Source organism: Paraburkholderia kururiensis (genome assembly GCF_034424375.1).
GTDB lineage: Bacteria > Pseudomonadota > Gammaproteobacteria > Burkholderiales > Burkholderiaceae > Paraburkholderia > Paraburkholderia kururiensis_A.
Window position 1 is genome coordinate 6153171 of the sequence record NZ_CP139965.1, and the last position, 25174, is coordinate 6178344.

Consider the following 25174-nt stretch of genomic DNA (forward strand, 5'->3'; position numbering starts at 1 on the left):
GGCTGGTATGACGGGGCGCCGCGGGCTGTGTGGGCCATCTCACGCTGGCCACGCCCGAAGGCACGCAATACGTGTTCGGCGATCCGCACGAGCAGCCCGGTGCGATGCTGCGCATAGCGGACTGGCGCGCGTGCCGTGCCATTCTGCGCGCGGGCGATATCGGGCTCGCCGAAGCATACCGCGCGCAATGGATCGCGTGCCCCGACCTCACCGCGCTATTCCGGCTCGCGCTGCGCAACGAGACCGCCGTCGGCCGCACCGTGCATAGCGGACGGCTCGCGCAAGTCTGGTGCAACCTGCGTCACCGGCTGCGCATGAACAGCCGCCGCAACATTCACGCGCACTACGACATTGGCAACGCGTTTTACGCGCAATGGCTCGACCCGACGTGGACCTACTCGAGCGCCTGGTTCGACGGCAATGACGCGCGCACGCTCGAGGCGGCACAGCACGCGAAGTACCAGCGCATCGTCGACACGCTTGGCCTGAAGCGCGGCATGCGCGTGCTCACGCTAAGGGCGCCCGGGAGATGTTCAGGCTATCTGCGATCAAACGGATGACTCCGACGTGCTTGCGGGACACCAAAGCGAAACGGCCATGTCCACGACCACACGAAAAAACAGCATGGCACAGGGGCGAAGAGCTCCCGACGATGCGTGTTCGCGGAGTCACTGCCGCCCCCCGCAGACAAAGCGGCCGGCTATTGATCTTCAGCAACGAATGATCCGTCCTGAAAGCGATAGAGCTGGGTCGTCGGACCTTTCTCCGCATGGTGCTCCCACGCTATTTTTATACCGGTTGGTGTGTCGTTCCATGTAATAGCAAGATATGGCGACCGGGTGCCGGTTTCAGTATCGAGCGCAATGCTCTTCAGGCAACTTTGCACCGGCAAGGAAAAACGCACATCCGCCTTGTCGCCTTCAATCTGAAGCACATACAACGTGCCTTCCTCGCCTGCTCCACAAAAGCCCATCGGGTTACTGCTTGACGATTGATTGATCACAACGAGCATGTATTCCTTGCCGTCCATGACGCGGGATCGATTTGCGGGAAATCCCACGCTAGAAGCCGTTGAAACCGCACGCTTGACCCCGGCGGGAAAGCGCAGCACGAGTTCCTTTTTCGTGACCTCGTTCACTTCGACCAATTTTCTGCCTTTCTGCAGCACGGCACGTCCTCCCTCGAGAACGACGGCGTCGGGCGACGGTGTTTCCGCAAGCGCCAATGAATTACCACATGCCAGTACCGTAGCAAGCAGGCTGATTTTAATTACCAACGATGTGATCGGCATAGCATACCCCTGTGTACATCCACGGATGTTCTTTTGATTGCCCGGCTTTCATTTGCGAGTATTGATCTTTGTCCCGCTCGTGCAACTGGTCGCCCGTCTGGTTTGCGTTGGATGGATTATCCATATTCCACCCTATGTTGCCCTGCGTAGGATCGCACAATATATTTTTCCGTTCCAGCTCTTTCGTTTCGGCATTCCATTGATAATAACTTCCGCCGTTCCAGCGCGAAAACGTCTCATGGATAAGCTGGTCATCGGTCTACGGGTGATGTCCAAATGAATCTTTCGCCTCAGATTGCTTTTGCTGGAAAAGCTTCACTCCAGCTTTTACGTTTTCCTTCCAGTTCCAGACCTGCTCATAACTGGGGGCAGGGTTAGTCATCTGTGTCAGGCCGTACCCCCGGTCTCCGGCAACGACCGGTTCGTTGTCCGCGTTGATGAAATTCTTGAAGTGGCTTTCCTGATCGATAACCTTGTCGAAACCCAACGTGTTAGGCATGGCAGATATGAACGCAACAACGTCCTCTTTCGCTGGATTCTTGCCGAGAACGAAGACGGTTCGACGGAATTCTGTCCCACCTGCGGCCACCTCGACGGAGAGTTTCCCCCCGACAATCATATTGTTCAGATTGGCTTCCCATGATTTCTCGTTACTTGTAAAGGAACTGGACTGAGAAAACGTGCGAAGCTTCTTGCCGCGTTTTTTACTCTCTCTAAGGCTACTCACCTGAGCGTCCCACACAATCGTCCATTTCCACTGATAAGGCGGAGGCGCGTCTGTTTTTATTTCAAAAACAATAGACGGAAATTTTGGCGTCTCATCGATATAGAATTTGTCGCCCGTCGCAGGACGAACCCATTCCCCTATGTCGTTCTGAATGACGACTTTCACCAGTGATTTCTGGTTAGCGTTTGTTTCGGAAGCGTGCTTGACATGCCGGACACGGACTTTACGCTTCTTCTGTTTCGTCGTCATCATCCACCTCGCGAAATACGGTCAATGAGAGTGCCTCCGGATTATCTGTAAAGACGTGCTGGGTGAAACCGTTCGCGTCGCTGTAGCCAGTCCATTTCGCCCCCGATTCGCTTTCAATTTCGTAGCGAGTATGCGCGAGCACGGTCTCGCCATCATCGTCGACCAGATGGAATTGTTCGTGGTAGCGGGCGCCATCGCCGGAATGTGGCAGCGCGGGCAGCACATAACCGCGCGCGGCAGGCCCCGCAAACGAGTGTTGACCGCCCTTGACATCGACTTTGCCCGGCGCATGAATTTCGATGTTTCCGTCCGCGACGCGAATATACGCACCGCCGGACGTCAATAGTATTTCCTGCTTCGCCGCCGCCTCGATATTTTCAGCGGCAGACAGTACCTTTACGGTCTTCTGCGCGGTTACTTCGATGTTGTCGGAATGTGCCCGAATTTCTATCTTGCCCTTCGCCGCGAAGAGCTTCATGCCCGCATTCTGCACAAACAAACTGAGTTTTTCCGCGACGCTCGCAACCAGCGACTTGCCTGTTGCGATATGCGTGTTTTGCCCACTGACAAGATTGGCTTGCGCATTGGCCGCAATGTGAACCGACCGCTGCGTGGAGAGCGCAATGCCGGCGGGACTGCCCAGCAGCATGATGGGCTCCTTGAACGCGTTCGCGTTACCCGTCCCGCCGCCCGCGGTCTTTCCGCCGGACACCGCCCCGGAGACGCTGCGCTGCGCCGCGTCCGTGAACGATTTGAGCGCCTCGTATCCACTCTTGAGGCTTTCGGCTTGATGCGTGGTACTGGCATCCGACATCGATTCCAGCACGCTTTCCGAGTTCAGCAATTGCGAGACGGAGTCGCCTGCACCCAGTTGTTGAGCGGCGACCGGATGCGTGGTGACATACAGCCCCTGGCCGGCACGTACTGCGCCGTAGGCGTCAGACTTCAAGTCAAAACCGCTACCGAGATAAGCGCCCCGGTTGTTGCCACTTTGGTCGACGAGATAACCCAGATGCAGCAGCGCGTTGGTGTTCGACGAATAGAGTTGAACCCGATTCTGTCCTGTCGAGTCGTCCATGACCATCTGGTTATAGCCGGTGCCCTGATATTCCTTCGACTTGTAGCCCGACAACAGACCGTTGGAATGCCAATGCGGTCGCGTCGCACCGTTATAAACCCGTCCGGTTGCGAGAGGTCTGTCGCAATCGCCGTCGACCCAGTCGATCAAGACCTCCTCGCCCACTCTCGGAACATGCACATCACCGTATCCGCCGCCCGTATCGGACATTGCGACACGCACCCAGCATGACGCGTTTTCGTCCCCTTCGTTGAGCCGATCCCAGTGGAACCGCACCTTGATGCGATTCAAGGAGTCGGTATAGACCTCCTCGTTGGCAGGGCCGGCGACAATTGCCGTCTGCATGTGCATGTCCGGCTTGTGGTGCTCAAATGGACTGCGATAGGGCACGGCTCTGCGTTGCGCTTCGATGTCGACGAGAAAGAATCCCTCGCTGCCGTCAGCATGGCTGACCGTGCGCCCCTGCTGACGGGCCCTGGCTGCGGCCAGCACGCCTGCGAGGCTATGAGGGAAGTCTGCCGCGTGGTTCGATACCGGCAGATTGTTCTCGATGAACCACGCGGCCTCCACTATGGCGAATTGCCGCTGCTGCTCGTTATCTCGCGCGTGGTCTGGATGGTTGCGCAATTCGAACCACCGACCGGCGTCCGCCGCTCGCAGGCCGCCAGTGCCATAAAACCTTTTCGCACGAGACTCCCATTCTTCCATGCGGATTCTCGAAAGGGCTTCACCGCGGTCCTGCGGACCGTAGGTATAGGCTCCCGTGTATTCGTACACCTCGGCTTGCGCGGGTAGATCGCCCTGGTTGGGAACCGTGGAAACGTTTGTGCCCTTCGGATAGGTCAACGAACCCGGCGTCTTGTAATCGAAGGTTCGCGTCGAAAGCGATGTGCTCTGCAGCGTGCGTGTGCCGGACCACTGCACCAGTGCATCCGCTTCGGCGTCCGTACCCGCGCGATAGAAATCGACAGTCTGCTGCGAGAGCGGCATAAGCCGATAAACGTCATCGACGACGACAAGCGTATGAGACTTCCCATCGTCGGCCTGCTCGAAACAGGAAAACAGCCCTTCGCTTTCCATGAGCCGATGCACGAAATTCCAATCGTCCTCATATTGCATACAGAAAGAACGCGGAGGCAACGGTCTGCGCACATCGAACCGGAAAGCGCCTCGCGCTTGCGGATGCATATTGAAGACATCGCTCAAAATGGCGTCCACGGACTTGTCCTGCCAGATGCGGGCGTCCTTCCGGAAACGCAGAAAGTGCATCCACGAGGCGAAGCCCATCTGAAAGCTTGTCAGTCCACTGTCGGACCCCAGGCGCCGAGCGGTGTGACATAACCGTGATGAGGCAAATAAGACTTGTCCCCCTGCTGAATCCAAAGTGTGACGGGCTTCGCAATCAATGTTTTCAGCTCGATGATTTCAGACGTCGAGACGACGTCCACCGTCCATTCGAACTGGCGACCAAGCCGCGAATGACCCACAGCGCGTTGAGGCAGCAACAGGTTATTGCCCAGCGGATTATCCAGTTTAAGCAGGCGGTCGTTCTGCAAAAATCCCGAGCGCATTGCTCTTAGCAAATCTTGAGCACCCATACCGCCTCTTTTAATTGGCCGTTACGCTCTCGCGCGTGGGAGCGATTTTACGAAACCTCCGACGAATGAGCCAGTCAACCGAGGTAAAAAAACGTTTTCGGTAATTAATTCTGAGTAGAGTATTTATCGGAGCATATCTGGTAATTTTTTCTGATATGCGAATGTGAGACGGAAATTCCGCTGGCTAAGATTCGTGCCGATTCGCGCCCCACAAAAAACGCCCAACGGCAATGCCCCACCAACAACAAAAAGCGCGTACCGCCCCAAGAACGGCACGCGCACCGATATCTCCACCGCGACGCCTCAGCCCCGCAAGCATCGCGGCGACCGCAAGCGGCCGTACGGCCGCCTCGGCTCAAGCCGCCTTCAGCAACCCATGCGGATCGATCACGAACTTGCGCGGCGCCCCGCCATCGAATTGCCGGTAGCCTTCGGGCGCCTCATCGAGTGACACCACTGTCACATTGACAATGTCCGCGATCGGCAGACGGTCCCACAGAATCGCCTGCATGAGATTGCGGTTGTACTTCATCACGGGCGTCTGGCCGGTATGGAACGAATGCGACTTCGCCCAGCCCAGGCCAAAGCGGATGCTCAGGCTGCCGCGTTGGGCCGCCGGATCCACGGCGCCCGGATCGTCGGTCACGTAAAGGCCTGGAATGCCGATGGACCCGGCCACCCGCGTGATGTCCATGAGCGAATTGAGTACCGTGGCCGGCGCCTCTTCCTGGTGGCCGTGCGAGCCGTGGCCGCGTGCCTCGAAGCCCACGCAGTCCACGGCGCAATCCACTTCGGGGGTGCCGAGTATCTGCGCGATCTGCTCGCCGAGCGACGCGTCGCGCGACAGGTCCACGGTTTCGAAGCCCATCTTGCGCGCGTGTTCGAGACGCGCGGCATTCATGTCGCCGACAATCGTGCACGCCGCGCCCAGAAGGCGCGCCGACGCCGCGGCCGCCATGCCTACTGGGCCCGCGCCCGCGATGTAGGCCGTCGCGCCCGGTTTCACGCCGGCCATCACGGCGCCGTGGTAACCGGTGGGCAGAATGTCGGAGAGGCACGTGAGATCGCGAATCTTCGCCATCGCCTGATCGCGGTCCGGGAACTTGAGCAGGTTGAAGTCGGCATACGGCACGAGCACGTATTCGGCCTGGCCGCCAATCCAGCCGCCCATGTCGACGTAGCCATACGCGCCGCCCGCGCGCGACGGATTCACGTTCAGGCACACACCCGTGTGCTGTTCCTTGCAGGTTGGGCAGCGTCCGCACGCCACGTTGAACGGCACGGAAACCAGGTCGCCCACGCGCAGCGTTTCCACGTCGCGGCCCACCTCGATCACTTCGCCGGTAATTTCGTGCCCGAGCACGAGGCCCGTGGGCGCGGTGGTACGTCCGCGCACCATGTGCTGGTCCGAGCCGCAGATGTTGGTGGACACCACTTTCAGGATCACGCCATGGCCAATGTCCCGGCCGCGGGGATCGACCATCTTCGGATAGTCGATCGACTGCACTTCGACCTTGCCCGGCCCGGTATACACGACACCGCGATTGCTGCTCATCGTTCTGTCTCCATGTTCGTCTGATGACGTCGTCGTTCGCCGCGGCACGCGCGGCTGCCGCTCTCACTGCTGTCACCAGCGTAGTCGCGATCGACCCTGCCCGATTGTGCAAAAACCGACACCGGTTTGGCCGCCGCCGACACACGCGTTTCGGTGCGTTTTTATTGATTGAACGTTCAATAAAAAATAGCTACGATGCGACATCCTTTAGAGCAGCCTTCAGACGTCCCTGCAAGCCCGTGCGTCGTTCGCACGAGCCCGTGTCGCGAGTCCCGTTCACCATGCCCAAAGTCGGAATGCGCGAAGTGCGTCGCGCGCAGCTGATCGACGCCACCCTGCTCACCATCGACGAAGCCGGTCTCGCCGGCACCACGCTCGCGTCCGTGGCGCAGCGCGCCAACATTTCGACGGGCATCGTGAGCCACTATTTCGGCGACAAGGACGGGCTGCTCGAAGCCACGATGCGCCACATCCTGCGTGATCTGTGGGCCGCCACGCGGCGCCGCCGCATCGCTGCGAAGCCGCAGCCGCGCGCGCGTCTGCGTGCGGTCGTGGCCGCCAATTTCGATGTGAGCCAGGTGAGCGGCCCCGTCATGAAGACGTGGCTCGCCTTCTGGTCGCAAAGCATGCACGAGCCCGCGCTGCGCCGTTTGCAGCACGTCAACACGCGCAGGCTCTATTCGAATCTCTGCGCGGAATTCGCCAAGGCGCTGCCGCGCGGCGCGGCACGGCGCGCGGCAAGCGGCCTCGCCGCCATGATCGACGGGCTCTGGCTGCGCGGCGCGCTGTCGGGCGACCCGTTCGACACGCGCGCGGCGCTGCGCCTCGCCCACGACTACATCGACATGCTGCTCGAAGCGCGCGCGTAGCCCTGCAACGCGCCCGCCTCTTTCAAGGAGAAACACGATGCCTTCCTACGGCCTGCAACGTCTCTACATCGGCGGCGAATATGTCGATGCCACCAGCGGCGAAACCTTCGACACGTTCGATCCCGCCACGGGCGACAAGCTCGCCACCGTGCAGCAGGCCAGCGCGGCCGACATCGACCGCGCCGTTCAGTCCGCGCGCGAAGGCCAGCGCGCGTGGGCCGCGCTCACCGCGATGCAGCGCTCGCGCATTCTGCGCCGCGCCGTCGAATTGCTGCGCGAGCGCAACGACGCGCTCGCGGAACTCGAAATGCACGACACGGGTAAGCCCATTGCCGAAACGCGCGCAGTGGACATCGTGACCGGCGCCGACGTGATCGAGTACTACGCCGGCCTCGCGCCCGCTATCGAAGGCGAGCAGATTCCGCTGCGCGCCGAGTCGTTCTTCTACACGCGGCGCGAGCCGCTCGGCGTGACGGCGGGCATCGGCGCGTGGAACTATCCGATCCAGATTGCCTGCTGGAAGTCCGCGCCCGCGCTCGCTGCGGGCAACGCGATGATCTTCAAGCCAAGCGAAGTGACGCCGCTGTCGGCTTCGAAACTCGCGGAGATCTATATCGAAGCGGGCGTGCCGCCTGGCGTGTTCAACGTCGTGCAGGGCGACGGACGCGTCGGGGCGTTGCTCACGGCGCACGAAGGCATCGAGAAGGTCTCGTTCACGGGCGGCGTGGAAACGGGCAAGAAGGTGATGTCGATGGCCGGTGCCTCGTCGCTCAAGGAAGTGACGATGGAGCTGGGCGGCAAATCTCCGCTCATCGTCTTCGACGACGCCGATCTGGACCGCGCCGCGGACATCGCCGTCACGGCCAACTTCTTCAGCGCGGGCCAGGTCTGCACCAACGGCACGCGCGTGTTCGTGCACGCCGCGGTGCAGGCCGCGTTCGAAGCACGCGTACTCGAACGTGTGAAACGCATCCGCATCGGCAAGCCGTCGGATCCGCAGACCAACTTCGGTCCGCTCGCGAGTGCGGCGCAACTCGACAAGGTGCTCGGCTATATCGAAAGCGGCAAGCGCGAAGGCGCGCGGCTCGTGGCGGGCGGCACGCGCCTCGTTGACGGCCACTTCGCGTCGGGCCAGTACGTCGCCCCTACGGTGTTCGCCGACTGCCGCGACGACATGCGCATCGTGCGCGAAGAGATTTTCGGACCGGTGATGAGCCTGCTCACGTTCAGGGACGAGGAAGAAGTGATCGCCCGCGCCAACGCCACGCATTACGGCCTTGCGGCCGGTGTCGTGACGGAGAGCCTGGCCCGCGCGCATCGCGTGATTCACCGGCTGGAAGCGGGCATCTGCTGGATCAACACGTGGGGCGAGTCGCCCGCCGAAATGCCGGTGGGCGGCTACAAGCAGTCGGGCGTGGGCCGCGAAAACGGCATCGCCACGCTTGGGCATTACACGCGCATCAAGTCGGTCCAGGTGGAACTGGGCCGCTATCAGGCCGTGTTCTGACGCACGGCAGGCACAGGGCACACAGGACGCACAGGACGCAACGCGAACAACGGCACGAAGAGACACACGGCTCAACACAGGGAGCACAGCATGGCAGCGAAGGAATACGACTACATCGTGATCGGCGCGGGCTCCGCGGGCAACGTGCTCGCCACGCGTCTCACCGAAGACGCGGACGTCACGGTACTGCTGCTCGAAGCCGGCGGCCCGGACTACCGCTTCGACTTCCGCACGCAGATGCCGGCCGCGCTCGCGTATCCGCTGCAAGGTCGCCGCTACAACTGGGCCTACGAGACCGACCCGGAGCCGCACATGAACAACCGCCGCATGGAGTGCGGGCGCGGCAAGGGCCTGGGCGGTTCGTCGCTCATCAACGGCATGTGCTACATCCGCGGCAACGCACTCGACTACGACGGCTGGGCCGAACGAAAAGGCCTTGAAAACTGGGCTTATCTCGACTGCCTGCCGTATTTCCGCAAAGCTGAAACGCGCGACGTCGGCGCGAACGACTATCACGGCGGCGACGGTCCCGTGCACGTGACCACGAGCAAGCCCGGCGCGAATCCGCTCTTCGAGGCAATGGTCGAAGCCGGTGTGCAGGCAGGCTACCCGCGCACGGAAGACCTCAACGGTTATCGCCAGGAAGGCTTTGGCCCGATGGATCGCACGGTCACGCCGAAGGGCCGCCGCGCCAGCACGGCGCGCGGCTATCTGGACCGTGCCGGCGCGCGCCCCAACCTCACCATCGTCACGCACGCGCTCACGGACCGCATCCTGTTCTCGGGCAAGCGCGCCGTGGGTGTGGATTATCTGCAAGGCAACACGACGGTCACGGCGCACGCGCGTCGTGAAGTGCTGCTCTCGAGCGGCGCCATCGCCTCGCCGCAGATCCTGCAACGCTCGGGCGTGGGCCCCGGCGCGTGGCTACGCGAAGCGGGCGTACCCGTCGTGCTCGATTTGCCCGGCGTAGGGCAGAACCTGCAGGACCATCTCGAGATGTACATGCAGTACGCCTGCAAGGAACCCGTCTCGCTGTACCCGGCCCTGCTGCTGCACAACCAGCCTGCTATCGGCATCGAATGGCTGCTGCGCGGCACGGGCATCGGCGCGAGCAATCATTTCGAGGCGGGCGGTTTCATCCGTACGCGCGACGACGACCCGTGGCCGAATATTCAGTACCACTTCCTGCCTGTCGCCATCAACTACAACGGCACCAACGCGATCCGCATGCACGGCTTCCAGGCGCACGTGGGCTCCATGCGTTCGCCCAGCCGCGGCCGCGTGAAGCTGCGTTCGCGCGACCCGCGCGAGCATCCGTCGATCCTCTTCAACTACATGGCCGAAGCACTCGACTGGCGCGAGTTCCGCGACGCCATCCGCATCACGCGCGAAATCATGCGGCAGCCCGCGCTGGACCGCTATCGCGGCGAGGAACTGAATCCCGGCGCGCAACTGACGACCGACGCCGAACTCGATGCGTTCGTGCGCGCCCGCGCCGAAACCGCGTACCACCCGTCATGTTCGTGCGCGATGGGCTACGACGACATGGCCGTGGTGGACAGCGAAGGACGCGTGCATGGCATCGAAGGGCTGCGCGTGGTGGATGCTTCCATCATGCCGCGCATCACCACCGGCAACCTCAACGCGCCCACCATCATGCTCGCGGAGAAGATTGCCGACCGCATTCGCGGGCGCACACCGCTCGCGCGCGTAGAGACGCCCTACTACGTCGCCAACGGCGCGCCGGCGCGCGGCAAGGCGCTGCGCAGCAGTGGCGCGGGCGATGCCCCAGCATCGGGCACGGCGGGCATCGCGGGCGCGCGCGATGCGGCGTTGCACACGCACTGAGCGCGGGAGCGAACGGAACGCACCACGCGAACCCGCGGTACATGGCGAGCCCGTTCCATTGCCATGCCGCATCCGTTCTATGTGCGCGAATAATGGCCGCGTCTACTGAACGTCAGGTGGGCCGCAGCGCATGCATCTGAATGGCCGGCAGTAACAGCGGTCCGCATGCGGCGTGCCCTTCGTTCATTCGCCCAGGGGACGCCATGCCGACCGCCGCTGCTGCTTCAGCCTCTTCCGCTTCCCAACCCGGCCGTCGCGCCACTGCGGCGGCCCGTCTCGAGCGTCTGCCGTTTTCGGGCTACCACCGCACGCTCTTCGTCATCATCGCGATTGCGTTCTTCTTCGACTCGGTCGACCTCGGCACGATGACGTTCGTGCTCGGCTCCATCAAGACGGAGTTCCATCTGTCGACGGCGACAGCCGGGCTCGTGGCGAGCGCGAGCTTCTTCGGCATGGTGCTGGGTGCCGCGCTGGCGGGACTGCTCGCGGACCGCTTCGGGCGTCGCCCCGTGTTTCAGTGGAGCATGGTGTTGTGGGGCGCGGCGTCGTATCTGTGCTCCACGGCGCAATCCGTGGAGGCGCTGATCGTCTACCGCGTGCTGCTCGGCATCGGTATGGGCATGGAGTTTCCCATCGCGCAGACGCTGCTCTCGGAGTTCGTGCCCGCCTCGTCGCGCGGTCGGCTGATCGCGCTGATGGACGGCTTCTGGCCGCTCGGTTTCATCACGGCGGGATGCGTTTCGTACGCGGTGCTGCCGCATTTCGGCTGGCGCACGGTGTTCGCGCTGCTCGCCATTCCGGCCATCTTCGTGCTGATCGTGCGCCGCGTGGTGCCCGAATCGCCGCGCTGGCTCGAACATCGCGGCCGTCTGGGCGAAGCCGATGCGGTGCTCGCTCAAGTAGAAACGAAGGTCATGCGCTCGAAGGGACTGGCGTCGCTGCCGGCGCCGTCGCTGGTTGCATCGAATGTCGATACGGAGGCCACGACCGACCGCCGCGGCGCCTTCCGCGAAATCTGGAGCGCGGCGTACCGGCAGCGCACCGTCATGGTGTGGCTGCTGTGGTTCTTCGCCTTGCTCGGCTTTTACGGCCTCACGTCGTGGCTCGGCGCGCTGATGCAGCAGGCGGGGTTCGCAGTAACGAAGTCGGTGCTCTATACGGTGCTGATTTCGCTGGGCGGCATTCCCGGCTTTCTGTGCGCGGCGTGGCTCGTCGAACGTTGGGGACGCAAGCCCACCACCATCGCCTCGCTCACGGGCGGCGCGGTCATGGCTTACGTCTACGGACAAACGGCCCTGCATGCCGATAGCGCAACACTGCTGATCTGCACGGGGCTCGCCATGCAGTTCTTCCTGTTCGGTATGTGGGCCGCGCTCTATACCTACACGCCCGAGCTATACGGCACGGGGGCGCGGGCAACGGGGTCGGGTTTCGCGTCGGCCATTGGACGCATCGGGTCGCTGATCGGTCCGTATGTGGTGGGCGTCGTGTTGCCCGTGTTCGGCCAGGGCGGCGTGTTCACGCTGGGGGCACTGTCGTTCGCCGTGGCGGCGCTCGCCGTGTGGTTGATGGGCATCGAAACGAAGGGGCTCGCGCTCGAAACGCTGGCATCGAAAACCGCTGGGGCCGGGTCCGTGGCCTGGCAAGGCGCGGCGGACGAGATGCGCTGAGCAGTGTGAGCGCGCCGCCCGCTTCCCGTTAAGGCCCGATGGCAGGGTTCTCGCCCTCGCGCGGGCCCACGTCCGGCGTAAAGATGCCGTTGTTCGCCTGACGGCGCTCGGATTCGCGCATCAGGGCCTGCGAAAGCAGCCAGTGCGCTTCGCCGTTGCTCGAATCGATGGTCAATGCGTTGCCCGCGTTATGCCACACGCAGGTCCAGCGCCCCTGGGCCTCGCAACCGCGTGCACTCGCGAGCATCGAATCGCGCTGCTGTTCGCGGTCCATCAGGTCGCCGCGCATACGCAGCGCTTCCGGGTTATTCGGGTCTTCGGCCAGCACGTTCATGAGCGCCGCACGCGCCGAACCCAGATTGTTCTTGTCGAGATTGATGCGCGCGCTTTGCAGGCTCGCGGCAACACGCGAACGCACTTCGTCGCTGTGGCGCTGAGCCAATGTGGCTTCGCGTATGCGTCGCGCCGTGTCGGCGTCGACGCGGCTGGTCGTGCGCGATTTCTGCGAAGGCTGCGCGGGCGTATTGGCGGCGGGTGCGCTTGCATACGCTAGCGTCGACGAGGGCGCATTCGCCGTGGCGGGTGCCGGCGTTTGCGTCATGTCGGGCTGCATCGGTGCCGCCTGCGCGTTCACGTTGGGCTGCAGCGGCTGCACGGGCGCGCTGCCTTGATTCGCGAGATCGCCCTGATACCCCGCGTTTCCTTGATAGGCCTGATTCGCCTGATCGACCTGCGCGCCTCCGTTGCCCGCGCCCTGCCCCGAATCGGCTACGGCACCGCTCGCCACTTGAGGCGGCAGGTCGGGCGATTCGCTCTTGCGCGTGAAGAACGCGTGTGCGGTAAAAAGCAGTGCCGCGGCGACGAGCACGGGTATGGTGTAGTGGCTCACCTTCGCGCGCCAGCGCGTATCGACCCAGCGCCGCGGTTCGGTGTCGCCGGCATAACCGGGATGCTCGATTCCAACCGGACCGGACCCGCCGCCATAGAGCGCGAACCGTCCGCCGCTCTCGTCCAGCGGAGGGCGCCATGTGGGCTCCGCGCCGCGGGCGTTCCCGCGAGCGGCAGATGAGGCAGGCGAAGCCGGGTCGCGTGCGCTGGCGGCAGCATGTGCGTCGTGAGGCGCGCGCGAATCGAGTTGATTCGCGCCGCAATGAGGACAGAACGCAAACGGTGACGCCAACTTGGCATTGCAATGTGCGCACCGCAGCGGAACGTATTGATCCGAGCCGATTTCGCGAGGCATGGGCAGTCTTGCTGGTTCCAGAGGGACGTCGAAAAACTGATCCGACCCGTCATCAGGTGAAGCGGAATTGCACCAGAACGGCCGTGGCGAAAAGGAAGAGAGAACGAATATAAAGGCGCCTGGCCGAGCGCAATGATCACATGCAATATGAGCCAGTTTGCGGCGAAGATCAACCGCGAACCTGGAACAAAACGTGACGGACAGTCTTGTGTGCGAAGCCGCACAGACGCGATGTGCGGCACACGCGAGACCTGCGTGCGCCGCCTGGACTCGCCCTACGATTCGCGCGCGCCGTCGATCTGAATGCCGAGTTCGGCCGCCATCTGCGCGACCGCTGCCTGCAGTCGCGCCAACTCGCTTGCCATCTGTTTGTGCTCGGCCTTCAGCGTTTCGAACTCCGTGCGCGACACGCTATCGTCGCTGCCGGCCGTTGCTTGCGGCATGTCCTGGCTCACTTCTCCGCACAGCAAATGTGCCCAACGGTTCTCGCGTTCGCCTGGCGTGCGCGCGAGCTTGACCACGCGCGGCGCCTCGCCTGCTGCGAGTTCGTCGAGAAACGCTTCCACCGACGACGTATCCGCGAAACCATGCAGCCGCGCCGAGTTCAAGCGCAACTCGGCGGCCGTCTGCGGGCCACGCAAGATCAAGGTGGCGAGCAGCGCGACGCTCTGGCTCGCCACGCCGAGCGCGCGATTCATGTTGTGCTCGAAGCGCGGCACGCGGTTGCCGCTGCTTTCGAACACGAGGCTTGCATGCTTGAGGCTTTCGATCGCTTCGAGCACCTCGGCCTCCGTCGCGTTCATCACGGGCGAGCGCGCGGTCTTCTGGTTGCAGCCGGACGTGAGCGCGTTGAGCGAAAGCGGATAGGTGTCGGGCACCGTGTGCTGCTTTTCCACCAGCACGCCGAGCACGCGCGCTTCGAGCGGCGTGAGTTGACGGCTGGACGGACGTTCGATGGATTCGTTGCTCGTGTTCATGGATGACGGTGAAACGGTGAGGCTTGATGCCGAGGCCCGCAGCGCGCAGGGAAGACCGATGACGGAGTTCGTCCGCGCGCCGCAGCCTTCACGGAATCAGCCACAACGCCGCCGCATAGATCACGAGCGAAACCGCAAACGTGACCGCCGTGTAGCCCATCACGCGCTGGATGCGAATGCCCGCAATCGCGACCACGGGCACTGCCCAGAACGGCTGCAGCATGTTCGAAACGTTCTCCGCCATCGCCACGCCCATCGCCGTGTGCGCCACGCTCGCGTGCAGCGCCAGCGCGGCGGGCAGCACGAACGGGCCTTGCACGGCCCAATGTCCGCCCGCACTCGGGATGAGCAGCGTAATGATAAGCGAGCTGAGGTAGCTCCAGAGCGCGAGCGTCGCAGGTGTCGCGACCGCCACGAAAGTCTTCGCGATGGCGGGCGCGAGCCCCGTGCCCGTCATGATGCCCATGATGCCGCCGTAGACTGGGTACTGAAGCAGCATCGACCCGGTCTGACGCGCGGCGCGGCGAATGGCGTCCGCGTAGGCGATAGGCGTGCGTTGCAACGCGAGACCGGCAAGCAGGAAGATCAGGATCGTCGTGTTGATGTCGAGTTCGAAGCCCTTCTCGCGCCACGTCATGGCGAGATAGCCGATGCCGAGTGCGAGCAGCAGCAGCGTGCCGAGCATCGAGCGCTCCATGCGTGCCGCCACCGACGACGTGCCCGCGGCACGTGCGTGCGGGTCGCCCTCGTCGGCATGCGCGCCCGCTTCGTGCGGCTCGCTGAACGCGATCACGTGCTCGGCCTTCGGATGCATGCGGATGAAGATCGCCGTCATCACGACGACCACCAGCACCGTCGGAATGAACACGAACGGCGCAAAGACAGTATCCGCGAGCGGCACGACGTGCCCCGTCGCCTTTTCCACGAGATTGAGCGCGTTGCCGTGCGATGCCTGGGACAACGCAATGGAACTCGATAACCCGCTATTGCACACGGACCACGCCGAGTAGCTGCCGGCCACGAGCCACGCGAAGTCCACCTTCACGCGCCGCGCGATTTCGCGCGACAGCAATGCGCCCACGATGAGCCCCAGCCCCCAGTTGAGCCACGCCGCCACGCCCACCACAGGGAACACCAGTAACGCTGCCCGAGCCGGCGACGTGACGCGCGACGCGAGCGCGCGCAAGCCGCGCTGCACGATGGGGGCATCCGCGATGGCATAGCCCGTCGCGAGAATCAGGATCATCTGCAGCGCGAAGCCGAGAATGTGGAACGTGCCCTCGTACCACGAGGTGAGGATGACGGGCAGCGTGCCGTGCGGCGCGAGCCACGCGGCAAGCACGATCACGACGAAGGTAAGGCCGAGCGAAAGCACGAACGGGTCGGGCATGACCTGCTCGAACACATAAACGAGGCCCGCGACGACGCCGCGGCCGCGTGGGCTGCCCTGCTGGTTTTCTATTACGCCTGGGCTTCCCGCTACGCCTGCGGGACGAACGACGCCCGCCATGCCGGCGTGCGATCCGGTGTCTGTCTTCTCCATGACTTCGATCCGTATGGTTGTGTGGTGCTGGACGGGTACTTGCTGAAAAGCCCGTTCAGTGAAGCGAAGCAACGACGCATCGATAAGTTCGAATAACGAACGCAACGTCCACTGAACGAACCCGCGAAGCATACTCGTATCACCGGAAATATGCGCGCAGCCATGCAACCGGCATGGCTTTCAATCGACCCACAGTCGGCTCACCGCCGCGTTGCGAGGCGCTCGAACGAAGCGCGACACGGGCCCGCGCGGCCTGACGCGCAATGCCGTCCACCGCGGCGCGCGCTTGCCTGCGCGCCCGTAGACGCTGGGCTAGAATCGCCTCAGGCTTCGTCCCCCCTCTTGTTTCGCGCTCGCGTGGCCGGGCGCATCCGCCGCCGATATCGCGGCGAAGCCCGCATTCGCTGCTTGCCCGGCACGGCGGTTTTCAGTTCCCCCACACCGGCTCACAACGGCGCACGCCGTGGTTCGGCCGGCACTCACCGGAAAGGAGATGGCAGATGAGACGATCGATGAGTCAATCAGTGTGGCAGCGCGCGGCCGCAACCGTGGCGGGCCTCGCATGCGCCGCCGCCATGACGGCGGCTCACGCGGCACCCGTGTCGTTCACGGTGCCGCTCACGGGCGACCAGCAGGTGCCGCCCGTCCAGACCTCGGGGAACGGCAGCGCGGCGCTCACCTACGACGCCGATACCCACGTCGTGACATGGAAGGTGACGTACAGCGGCCTTTCGAGCGATGCCACCATGGCGCACTTCCACGCGCCCGCTGCAGCCGGCAAGAACGCGCCGCCCGTCATCTGGCTCACGAAAAAAGGCTCGACGGCGATATCGAGTCCCATCAGCGGCGAAGCCACGCTGACGCCTGAGCAGGCGAAGCAGTTCCTCGCGGGCGACATGTACATCAACGTCCACACGAAGGATCACCCGTCGGGGGAAATTCGCGGCCAGGTGCAGCCGCCGAAGTGAACCTCGCGGCAGGCGCCGCGCAATAGCACGCAAAGACGGCGGCCCGGCTTCGGCCGGGCATGTCGGCATGCCCTCTTCTTTTGCGGAGCGTGCCGGGCGTACCTAGTGGTCCGCGTTCCGTGTAGCGCGGATACAGCACCGCGAGGCGTTGCGCATCCAGGCATTCCTTCCGCTGCACAGTCCCACTTCGCCCTGCCTTCTCACGCTCGATACACGTCACAACCGTGCCGTAGCCCGTGCGAGCCCCCGTTCTCGCTGAAACGGCGCAAACCGCATCCACGCCCGTCCATCGTAACGGTGTGACGTCCATCACCGGAGGCATCGGTGTGGACGAAGTTGGCGCGTTCCGCGAAGTCGCGCCCAGGTACAATCTGCGCATCACACTTGCGTGGAAGGCTGGCCACACTCTATCCGACCTCGACGATTAGATAGTGATGCAAACTATTTTCTTCACGCCGTCGTGGTCACACGAGCGCAATGGCGCCGTCGTGAATTAGCGCGGATTCACGGTCGACTCCGTCGTTGCCGTCTAACCCCGACGGCAGCCGGCGCGTGACGCAGTAAGCCGCCAGGCGACGCGCTAAATAGCGTTCGCAAGTAGCGTCACCGCCCCTGCGGCGAGCGCGAAAAGAAGGATGGCGAGCCAGAGCGGCGCGCGCCGCGGCTCGCGAACATGCGCGGGCAACTGCTTGCGTCCATCGAGCATGGGGCGCACGAGATTCTGTCCCCACACGAAGGCATAAAGCGCGACGGCGCAGACGTGCAGCGCGACCGCCACGGCGAGCGCGTCCCACAATATCGAATGCAGGGCCGTGATCGCATTCGAGACGGCGGCGGGCACGACTTCGGAGAGCGGGCCTTCGTCCGCGACGTCGTTGTAGACGTAGAGCCCCGTCAGCGTCTCCGCGGCGAGCAGCGCGAGCAGCAGCAACACCATCCAGCCGCCCGCGGGGTTGTGGCCCGCCTGCACGTCGGGTTCGCGGCGCGCCAACGCACGCAGATGCCGGAGCGCCGCGGCGGGCGCTGCCACGAAGCTGGCAAACCGCGCGGTCTGGCTTCCGAAGCATCCCCACAGCAGGCGAAACACCACGAGCACGAGCAGCGTCTCGCCGATGCGCACGTGCCAGTCGATCCAGTTGAAGCGCGCGGTCACGTAGGCCGCCGCCACGAGCGCCACCGTAAGCCAGTGAAAGAGACGGACAGGCCAGTCCCAGATCAATACGGTGCGAGATGGGAGCGCCGCGGGAGGCGGCGCATCGCGATGGTCAGGCGCCATGCGAGGCTCCGTGCCGGACACCGCGAGGACCACGGTACGTGGCGAAACCGCGTGGCGCCTCGCGGTTCGGCGCGCGCGACGGCGTGTGGCATCGGCATGGGGCATGTTGCCCCGACGCCCGCCCCCACGCGCCTCGTCGCGCGCCGCAGGTCATTGGGCCGCGGTGCTCGGATCCGCAGCCGGCTGTTCAGCTTCGGCGGCCGGCTGGTCCGCCGCAGGTTGCGCGGCCGTTGCCGTTTCCGCATGGGCAGCCGCCTTCTGAGCCGGCCCCTGATTCTGGGCCTGGCGCTGCTTCTGCCGCTCGAGGGCCCGCGTGGCGCGCGTGACGTGCGAGGCTTCCACGCCCGGCCCCGGCGAGGCCGTGCCGTCCAGCTCGTAGCGCGGACCGCCCGCGGCCACGTGCTCGTGATAGCGCGGATGGTTCACGTGCAGCTTCAGCACCAGTGAAATGAGGGCCTTGTCGAGTTCGGGATGCTGCGCACAGAGATCGTCGAGCACGCCGATCTTGAGCGGCAGCCAGTCGCGAAACGCTGCATGCTGCTCCCCGAAGCGCTTGCGCACGGCCCGCAATTGCTGGTCCCGTTCGATGCGTGCGGCCAGTACCGGGTCGGCGGGACGCCGGGGCGCACTACGGTCCTTCGGTTTCTGTCCCCGCGGTCGCTGGTCCGGATTCGGGCCGCGCGGCCCCTGGGCGGCGCTCTCCGGCTTCGGGCCGGGCCGGCGTGGGTGCGACGGCCTGCCGGGCTGGCCGGTCTTCCCCTGCCGGCCGTTCGATCGCGCGTTCTGCGTGCCGGGCTTGTTCGTATCGGCCGGCCTTGTCTGGCCAGGTGCCTCGGCGTTGGCTTGCCCCTCGTCCTGCCGTTCGGGGTTCGACGCGAGCGCCTTCTTGATTTCCTGCAGGCCTTCGCGGAAGCTCAGTGCGCGGCGCGGTTGGGGTGCGGTTTTCACGAAATCTCTCTGATCCAATAATCGCCGATATGATAACCAATCGCGTGCGTTGCTCGCTGACGCGCGTATTGCGCCTTTCGGCAAGCCGCGACCCTGCTCGCGCATGCCTCGCCACATGAAGGCGAACGGAACCATGGCAACCGGCATGACGAACGATCCGCCGCCCCCCGACGAGCACCGCGTGCAGCCCGTCCCGCGTTCGGACGAACCCGACGGCACGCTTCACCGCACCTTTGCCTTCAGCGCCGACGGCGCGCATTTTCTGCTGGACGGCGAGCCGTTCCAGATTCGCAGCGGCGAACTGCATCCCGCGCGCATTCCCGTCGAGTACTGGCAGCACCGCATTCGCATGGTTCGCGCGATGGGCATGAACTGTATCGCGCTTTACGTGATGTGGAATTATCACGAAGCACAGCCCGGCGTATTCGATTTCGAAACGGACAATCGCGACATCGAAGCATTCGTCCGCCTCTGTCAGCGCGAGCGCATGTGGGTGCTGTTGCGGCCCGGCCCGTATGTCTGCGCCGAATGGGACCTGGGCGGCCTGCCGTGGTGGCTGCTGCGTTATCCCGACATCGTGCTGAGAACCGGCTGGGCCGGCGACCCGCGTTACATGGCGGCCGTCGCGCGCTACATCGCCGAACTGGCGGTGCGCGTGAAGCCGCTCATGATCGCGGCGGGCGGGCCGATCCTCATGATCCAGATCGAGAACGAGTTCGGCTCGTACGCGCACAACCCGCCCTACCTCGAAGAAATCCGCGCGCTCTGGCTGCAACACGGAGTGACAGGCCCGTTCTATACCGAAGACGGCCTCATGCAGCTCCAGCAGAATCGCAGCCGCGTGGCGGGCGGCGCCATCGCGCTCAGCAACGGCGACGCGGCGCAAATCGCGGCCGCACGCCAGGCGTTCCCCGACGTGCCCGTCATGGCCGGCGAGGTGTACCCCGGCTGGCTCACGCACTGGGGCGACGCCGCGTTCCAGGGCACCGCAGTCGACATCGGCGAAAAGCTCGACGCATTCATGCGCGAGCGGCTCTCGTTCAATCTCTACGTGATCCACGGCGGCACCAGCTTCGGCTTCCATGCGGGCGCCAACACGGACGACCGCACCGGCGCCTACCAGCCCGACATCACCAGCTACGACTACGCGGCACCCATCAACGAGCAAGGCACGGCCACGCCGAAGTACGCGAAGTATCGCGAGATCGTGGCGCGCTGTCTGTCTTCGCCGCTGCCCGAGGTGCCGGCGCCGCTTCCCACCATCGAACGCCGGGGCAGCGCAGCGCTGATGCCCGTGGCCTATGCGTCGATCTGGGACAACCTGCCCGACGCATTACCCGTGGACGAGACCGTCGATCCGCAACCGTTCGAGCGGTACGGCCAGGCGTTCGGCTGCGCGCTCTATCGCACGACGTTGCCCGCCGAAGCGATGCAGGCCGATAGCGGGCTGGAAGCAGGCGGCGTCCACGATTACGCCACCGTGTTCGTGGACGGCCAGTACGTGGGCGGCATCTCTCGCGCGCGCATGCCCGCGCAACACGCGAAGCGGCACGGCGTGGTGAACGAAGGAGAGGCGCCGCTTACGCTGCCGGCGGGCGTGGGTACGCGAAGCGTTGCCGGGCGGACGCACAACGCTTCAAGGTCACTGGACATCTTCGTCGAGGGCATGGGTCGCGTGAACTACAGTCACGCGATGGTGGATCGCAAGGGACTGCTCGGGCCCGTCATGCTTCGGTATGCCAACGGTCGCATCGAAACGCTGAGGGGCTGGCAGGTATTTCCGCTGCCCATGGACGATGCGTTCATGGCCGCCTTGCGCCCCGTCTGCACGCAGCCGCAGCGGCCCGGCATGTTCTTCAAGGCGACGCTGACGCTCGATGAAATCGGCGACACGTATCTCGACATGCGACGCTGGACGAAAGGCATGGTATGGGTCAACGGACGCAACCTGGGCCGCTACTGGCACATCGGGCCGCAAACGCGGCTCTACTGCCCTGCCCCCTGGCTCGTGCGCGGCGCCAACGACGTGCTGATCTTCGATCTTCACGAGACAGAGGCAAAACCCATCGAGCTTGTACGCACGCTTTCGTAGCGCGACGTGCTGCGCCCTACGACACACCTACCGCACACCTACGGCACGGCGAACTCGACTGTGAGCACCTCGAAGGGCTCAAGCTTGAACGCGAGCGGCTGGTCCGCCTCCACCTTGCCCGGCATCGACCGTATGTGCGCACCACCCCATGGCGGCTCGTGTACTTCGAAATGCGTCGCGGCGCCATCGGGCAACGCCAGCGCTTCGCGCAGATCCAGCACGAAGCGCTGCATGTGCTGATCAGGATTGCGTAGCGTCACGATGGCACGCCGCGGAGACCACGCGGCCCAACCATAGACCTCCAGCGCGTCGGGCGCGCCGCCGATCCAGTGCGTATCGCGCAACACGTCCGCATTGCCGCGCGCCCATCGGGCTGCTTGCGCGAGCACGTCCCAGTCGCGCTCCGCGAGAAGCGACGGCGTGACATAAAGCTCCTGCAATTGCGTGCCGCCCGCGAAGAACGAGCGCACCTCGTGCGCGAAGGCTTCGCCTTGCGGCGCCTCCAGCCCTTTGCAATGCTGCGCGCAGATGATCCCGTGCAGCATCAGCGAATTGAGCGGAAACAGTCGACTTCGAACAACGACGTTGCGATACGTCTGCGCATCGCGATACGTGATCCAGCGCTCGCGGTCGCAGCCCGTGCCCGCGAAGCCGTGATCCGCGCCGTCGCGCCAGATCGTGTCCGCAAAGCGCAGCCAGAACGGCGACGGATGCGTGCCGGTGCTCAGATTGATGAAGGTCTCCGGCTTTGCCGCGCGAATGTCTTCGATCAAATGAATCGCCGCGTCCCAGTCGCTGTCGAAGCGGCTGCCTGGCACGACGTGGTCCGCATTGCCTGTGCCGTCGAACTTGAAGTGATTGACCCCATGCGTGCCGAGCAGCGTCATCACCACCTCGTGAAAACGCGCGTAATAGTTCGGCCCCGAAAGCGCAAAGCCTCGATCGACCACCTCGTAACCGCTCGCGGCACCTCGCGCAACGCGCGCCTCGCGCGGTTCGCAATAGCCGCCCCACGGCGAGAGCCACACGCCGGGCGCGGCGCCGAAGCGCGCGGCGGCCTCGCGTAGCGGCACGAAGCCTTGCGGAAAATCACGGCTGAAATGCCAGCTACCGCTCAGGTCGTCCCAACCGTCGTCGAACATGAACGAGTCGATATGCACGTCGCGCCTCGCATGCAGTTCGCGCCCCACCGTTTCGATGCGTTCAACCGCCTGCTTCGCGGTGTACGGCGTCAGATAGCCGATGTCGTACCAGCTGTTGTAGTGCAGAAACGGACGGTACGGATGCGCCCGCTCGCGTTCGACGTAGGCAGCGAAGTCGCGGCGCATCTGCCCGCTGCGCGCCACGCCCGCGACCGCGCTGTACTCGACGGTCTTGTCCTTGCTGAGCGGCAGTGCGCGCGAAACCGTGAGCGTCACCGCGCCGTTGCGCGCGCGATTCTGCGCGCGCGGCAGTTCGATCCCCAGATAGACGTCGCCCACGATGACGGGCACGCCGTCGAGCCCCTCCCCGGCCTCGGTCGCATGCCTGGCACAGACGCCGTCGATGCCGAGCATGGCGACGTTCACGACGGGTTCGTCCCGCTTCAACGCTGTGATCGACACACGCTCGCGCAGATACGACGAACCGTCGCGTTGTTCGACGCTCCAGCGAACGAGAAAGCGCGCTTCGTCGTCGGTCAAGGTCGCGACAATGCGTTTGCCGGCGATCTGCCCGGCGAGGCACGAGGCCGATGGATTCGCCTCGAGCGTTTCTTCGCTCGGCGACGCGAGCAACGTGAGATCGCGCATGTCGAGCACACGACCATCGGCGAGCGTGAGCGCGAACGGCGTGCTGAGCGTAAGCGTGCGGGCATGCAAACGGTCCACGAGCGCGAAGTCGCAAAGGCGCGTGTCGACCACGCGCCAGCTCATCGCAATCGCGGCGTTGCCGAAGCTCTGCCGCTCGCTACCGGCCTGAAACGCCGGCGTGCCCGACCACGAGGACATCGCGAACAACGAAGACGAGGTGGCGTTCGGTGGCATGGCGCAAGCGTCCTGGAGAGCATTGAGGTGTGACGTGAGACCGCTTGCCGATGATATCGCCGTCACGTGACCTGAAGCGAGGCGCGCGGCGGACCGCAGGCGCGTTGTGCATGCGGTCCGGGCCTGGCCGAAGCTACGCGAGCCCTTGCGCCGATAGCGCGAGCAGCACGCGCTCCGCTCCTATGCCGAAGCCCGCGCCCTCTCGATACGCGCCGCCTCCTGCCACCTGCTGCTGCGCGCCGAGTTCGCGACAACGCATCTCGAAGCCGCGTCCGTCCAGGTAGTAGCTGAGTCCCCGGCGTGCTGCGTCGTCCAGTTCGTAGCGCAGTCCCAGCGAGTCGAGAAAGCCGCTCGCAATAACCTGACTACGCTCCAGCGCGCGTTGGGTGTCGCGGCTCAGGCATTCGAATCCGAGCTGCCAGAACTCACGATAGCGGCCCGCCTGAGGCCGCTCGTAGCGGTAGCATCGCGCCACATAGAACAGCAGCCGCTCTTGCCGCCGCGCGAGCAGCGTCGCGCACTGCTCCTGAAAAAGCGCAGTCGCCTCGGGAATCAGGCAGCACGGACGCCCCTTCTTGTCGTCGAAGGCCCACATCTGGCCGATGATCTCGCTGCCGCCGGCTTTCTGGACGAAGGTGTCCTGCGACCACAGGGCGGGCACGATGGCCTCCTCCGCGCCGGCCTCAATGAAGATAGCTCCGGAAGCGGTTTTCCAGTGCACGCATGCGGGCGGCTTCCTCGCCTACGACGAAACGGGTTCCACGGATCATGGTCATGTTCGGTTCCTCACGAAAATAAGCTGAAAAACAAGGGCAAAAATAAAAAAGGCGCCGGGAAGGCGCCTTTCGCTCGTGCGGGAAGGGAAATTCAGGAACGCTTTCCTTTCCGCGCTATGGACGTAACGAGTGGCGGCGCGCCGGTGGGGCTGCCGCGATGATGCCTACCGAAGGGGACGTTACGTAGTTCCATGGCGCAGATATTCGCACACCCGTCTCGTTTTGCAAACGGGCGCGCAGGTATGCGACGCCGCGCGCCCGGCCCGTTCAATGCGGTCAATGCCGCGTCTGCACCCCGTCGCCTTGCCCCTGCGACGGTGTAATCGCGCAGTAAGCCGGCGGCGCGGCCTGCACGCCGGGCGCGATCGCGCAGTAAGCCGGTTTCGCTTCCGCGTTCGGCGTAACGGCGCAATACGCGGCCTGGGCCTCGACTCCCGGCGTGATCGCGCAATACGCAGGTTGGGCCTGCGCACCCGGCGTCACCGCGCAATACGCCGCAGCCTGCGCCTGTTCCTGTGCCGCTGTACCGAACGTCCGTTCCATCAGTGCACCAGTGGCGGACGCCAGTTCGAACAGGCGCGCCTCGTCGTCCGCGCCGTCGATGCCCACATACGGGTTGTGATGCAGCACGAAACCGAAGATGCGCTCGCAGTCGTTCGCATAGCGCTTCGTGTCCAGAATGTGCGCGTGCCAGAACTGGTCCACTTCTTCGCTCGGTACGATGGCCGTGTCCGGATACTGCGCCGCGAGCTTCAGGAACTGGCGGTAGCCCGCCTCGGCGCGCGCCACTGTTTCAGGCGTCCACTGCCCGTCGCGCCGGTGCAGCAGCTTGGCCTTCATCCGCGCAAAGTCGAGTGCATCGATCGCCAGCCACATCCGTGCTACGTCTGCCTCTTGCTCATGCATGGTCCCACTCCTTTCGTCAGTAAGACGCG

The 25174-nt window shown here is 64.3% G+C and carries 17 protein-coding genes and 2 pseudogenes; 7 read left to right on the forward strand and 12 right to left on the reverse strand.

The genetic code is table 11. From position 1 onward, the window contains the following. Positions 1-29: 29 nt before the first annotated feature. Positions 30-515, forward strand: a pseudogene (locus U0042_RS27550) (class I SAM-dependent methyltransferase); the annotation flags it as partial. Between the two features lie 185 nt (positions 516-700). Here U0042_RS27550 and U0042_RS27555 read toward each other — a convergent pair. From U0042_RS27555 to fdhA, 4 genes and pseudogenes are all read right to left on the reverse strand, one after another. Further along, positions 701-1291 carry a hypothetical protein gene (locus U0042_RS27555; protein WP_157977861.1) on the reverse strand — a complete coding sequence of 197 codons (591 nt, stop codon included), beginning with the start codon at positions 1289-1291 and terminating at the stop codon, positions 701-703. Positions 1292-1550: 259 nt separating this feature from the next. Next, positions 1551-2270, reverse strand: a complete 720-nt coding sequence (locus tag U0042_RS27560; RefSeq protein WP_157977862.1) for a hypothetical protein — start codon at positions 2268-2270, stop codon at positions 1551-1553. After that, positions 2242-4943 (reverse strand): annotated as a pseudogene (locus U0042_RS27565) (type VI secretion system Vgr family protein). Before U0042_RS27565 ends, U0042_RS27560 begins: the two are co-directional and overlap by 29 nt. Positions 4944-5298: 355 nt before the next feature. Next, positions 5299-6498 (reverse strand): formaldehyde dehydrogenase, glutathione-independent, encoded by a 1200-nt coding sequence (gene fdhA / locus U0042_RS27570; RefSeq protein ID WP_114812553.1) that lies wholly within the window; start codon positions 6496-6498, stop codon positions 5299-5301. Between the two features lie 281 nt (positions 6499-6779). On the opposite strand from fdhA, the gene betI reads away from it, so the two are divergent. The 4 genes from betI to U0042_RS27590 all read left to right on the forward strand — a co-directional run bounded on the left by betI (position 6780) and on the right by U0042_RS27590 (position 12392). Further along, positions 6780-7367 carry a transcriptional regulator BetI gene (betI, locus tag U0042_RS27575; RefSeq protein WP_114812555.1) on the forward strand — a complete coding sequence of 196 codons (588 nt, stop codon included), beginning with the start codon at positions 6780-6782 and terminating at the stop codon, positions 7365-7367. 37 nt (positions 7368-7404) lie between these two features. Beyond that, positions 7405-8874 (forward strand): betaine-aldehyde dehydrogenase, encoded by a 1470-nt coding sequence (gene betB, locus U0042_RS27580; RefSeq protein ID WP_114812557.1) that lies wholly within the window; start codon positions 7405-7407, stop codon positions 8872-8874. A gap of 90 nt (positions 8875-8964) precedes the next feature. Further along, complete coding sequence (gene betA, locus U0042_RS27585) at positions 8965-10722, forward strand: choline dehydrogenase (protein WP_114812559.1); 1758 nt, start codon at positions 8965-8967, stop codon at positions 10720-10722. A 203-nt stretch (positions 10723-10925) separates the two neighbouring features. Next, positions 10926-12392: an MFS transporter gene (locus U0042_RS27590; protein ID WP_114812561.1), complete on the forward strand. Its 1467-nt coding sequence runs from the start codon at positions 10926-10928 to the stop codon at positions 12390-12392. A 28-nt stretch (positions 12393-12420) separates the two neighbouring features. Here the strand turns inward: U0042_RS27590 and U0042_RS27595 are convergent, their stop codons facing one another. The 3 genes from U0042_RS27595 to U0042_RS27605 form a co-directional block, all read right to left on the reverse strand. After that, positions 12421-13281 (reverse strand): hypothetical protein, encoded by an 861-nt coding sequence (locus tag U0042_RS27595; protein ID WP_232833458.1) that lies wholly within the window; start codon positions 13279-13281, stop codon positions 12421-12423. A gap of 629 nt (positions 13282-13910) precedes the next feature. Continuing rightward, positions 13911-14612 carry a YceH family protein gene (locus U0042_RS27600; RefSeq protein ID WP_114812565.1) on the reverse strand — a complete coding sequence of 234 codons (702 nt, stop codon included), beginning with the start codon at positions 14610-14612 and terminating at the stop codon, positions 13911-13913. A gap of 88 nt (positions 14613-14700) precedes the next feature. Then, complete coding sequence (locus U0042_RS27605) at positions 14701-16155, reverse strand: TIGR00366 family protein (protein ID WP_232833459.1); 1455 nt, start codon at positions 16153-16155, stop codon at positions 14701-14703. Positions 16156-16667: 512 nt separating this feature from the next. On the opposite strand from U0042_RS27605, the gene U0042_RS27610 reads away from it, so the two are divergent. Continuing rightward, positions 16668-17123 (forward strand): CHRD domain-containing protein, encoded by a 456-nt coding sequence (locus U0042_RS27610; RefSeq protein WP_114812567.1) that lies wholly within the window; start codon positions 16668-16670, stop codon positions 17121-17123. A 580-nt stretch (positions 17124-17703) separates the two neighbouring features. Here U0042_RS27610 and U0042_RS27620 read toward each other — a convergent pair. Beyond that, positions 17704-18399 (reverse strand): cytochrome b/b6 domain-containing protein, encoded by a 696-nt coding sequence (locus U0042_RS27620; RefSeq protein WP_114812569.1) that lies wholly within the window; start codon positions 18397-18399, stop codon positions 17704-17706. Between the two features lie 150 nt (positions 18400-18549). After that, on the reverse strand, positions 18550-19494 hold the full coding sequence (locus U0042_RS27625) for a ProQ/FINO family protein (protein ID WP_114812768.1): 945 nt from the start codon (positions 19492-19494) through the stop codon (positions 18550-18552). Here U0042_RS27625 and U0042_RS27630 point away from each other — a divergent pair. Then, positions 19493-21439, forward strand: coding sequence for a beta-galactosidase (locus U0042_RS27630; protein WP_232833460.1), 1947 nt, complete (start codon positions 19493-19495; stop codon positions 21437-21439). The genes U0042_RS27625 and U0042_RS27630 overlap by 2 nt on opposite strands. A gap of 38 nt (positions 21440-21477) precedes the next feature. Here the strand turns inward: U0042_RS27630 and U0042_RS27635 are convergent, their stop codons facing one another. The 3 genes from U0042_RS27635 to U0042_RS27645 form a co-directional block, all read right to left on the reverse strand. Further along, entirely contained in the window at positions 21478-23463 is a 1986-nt protein-coding gene (locus U0042_RS27635) for an enterotoxin (protein ID WP_114812571.1), read from the reverse strand. A 133-nt stretch (positions 23464-23596) separates the two neighbouring features. Further along, entirely contained in the window at positions 23597-24124 is a 528-nt protein-coding gene (locus tag U0042_RS27640) for an ATP phosphoribosyltransferase regulatory subunit (RefSeq protein ID WP_232833461.1), read from the reverse strand. Positions 24125-24515: 391 nt separating this feature from the next. Continuing rightward, a complete protein-coding gene (locus U0042_RS27645; protein WP_232833462.1) occupies positions 24516-25145 on the reverse strand; it encodes a glycine-rich domain-containing protein in 630 nt (209 codons plus the stop codon). Positions 25146-25174 lie beyond the last annotated feature (29 nt).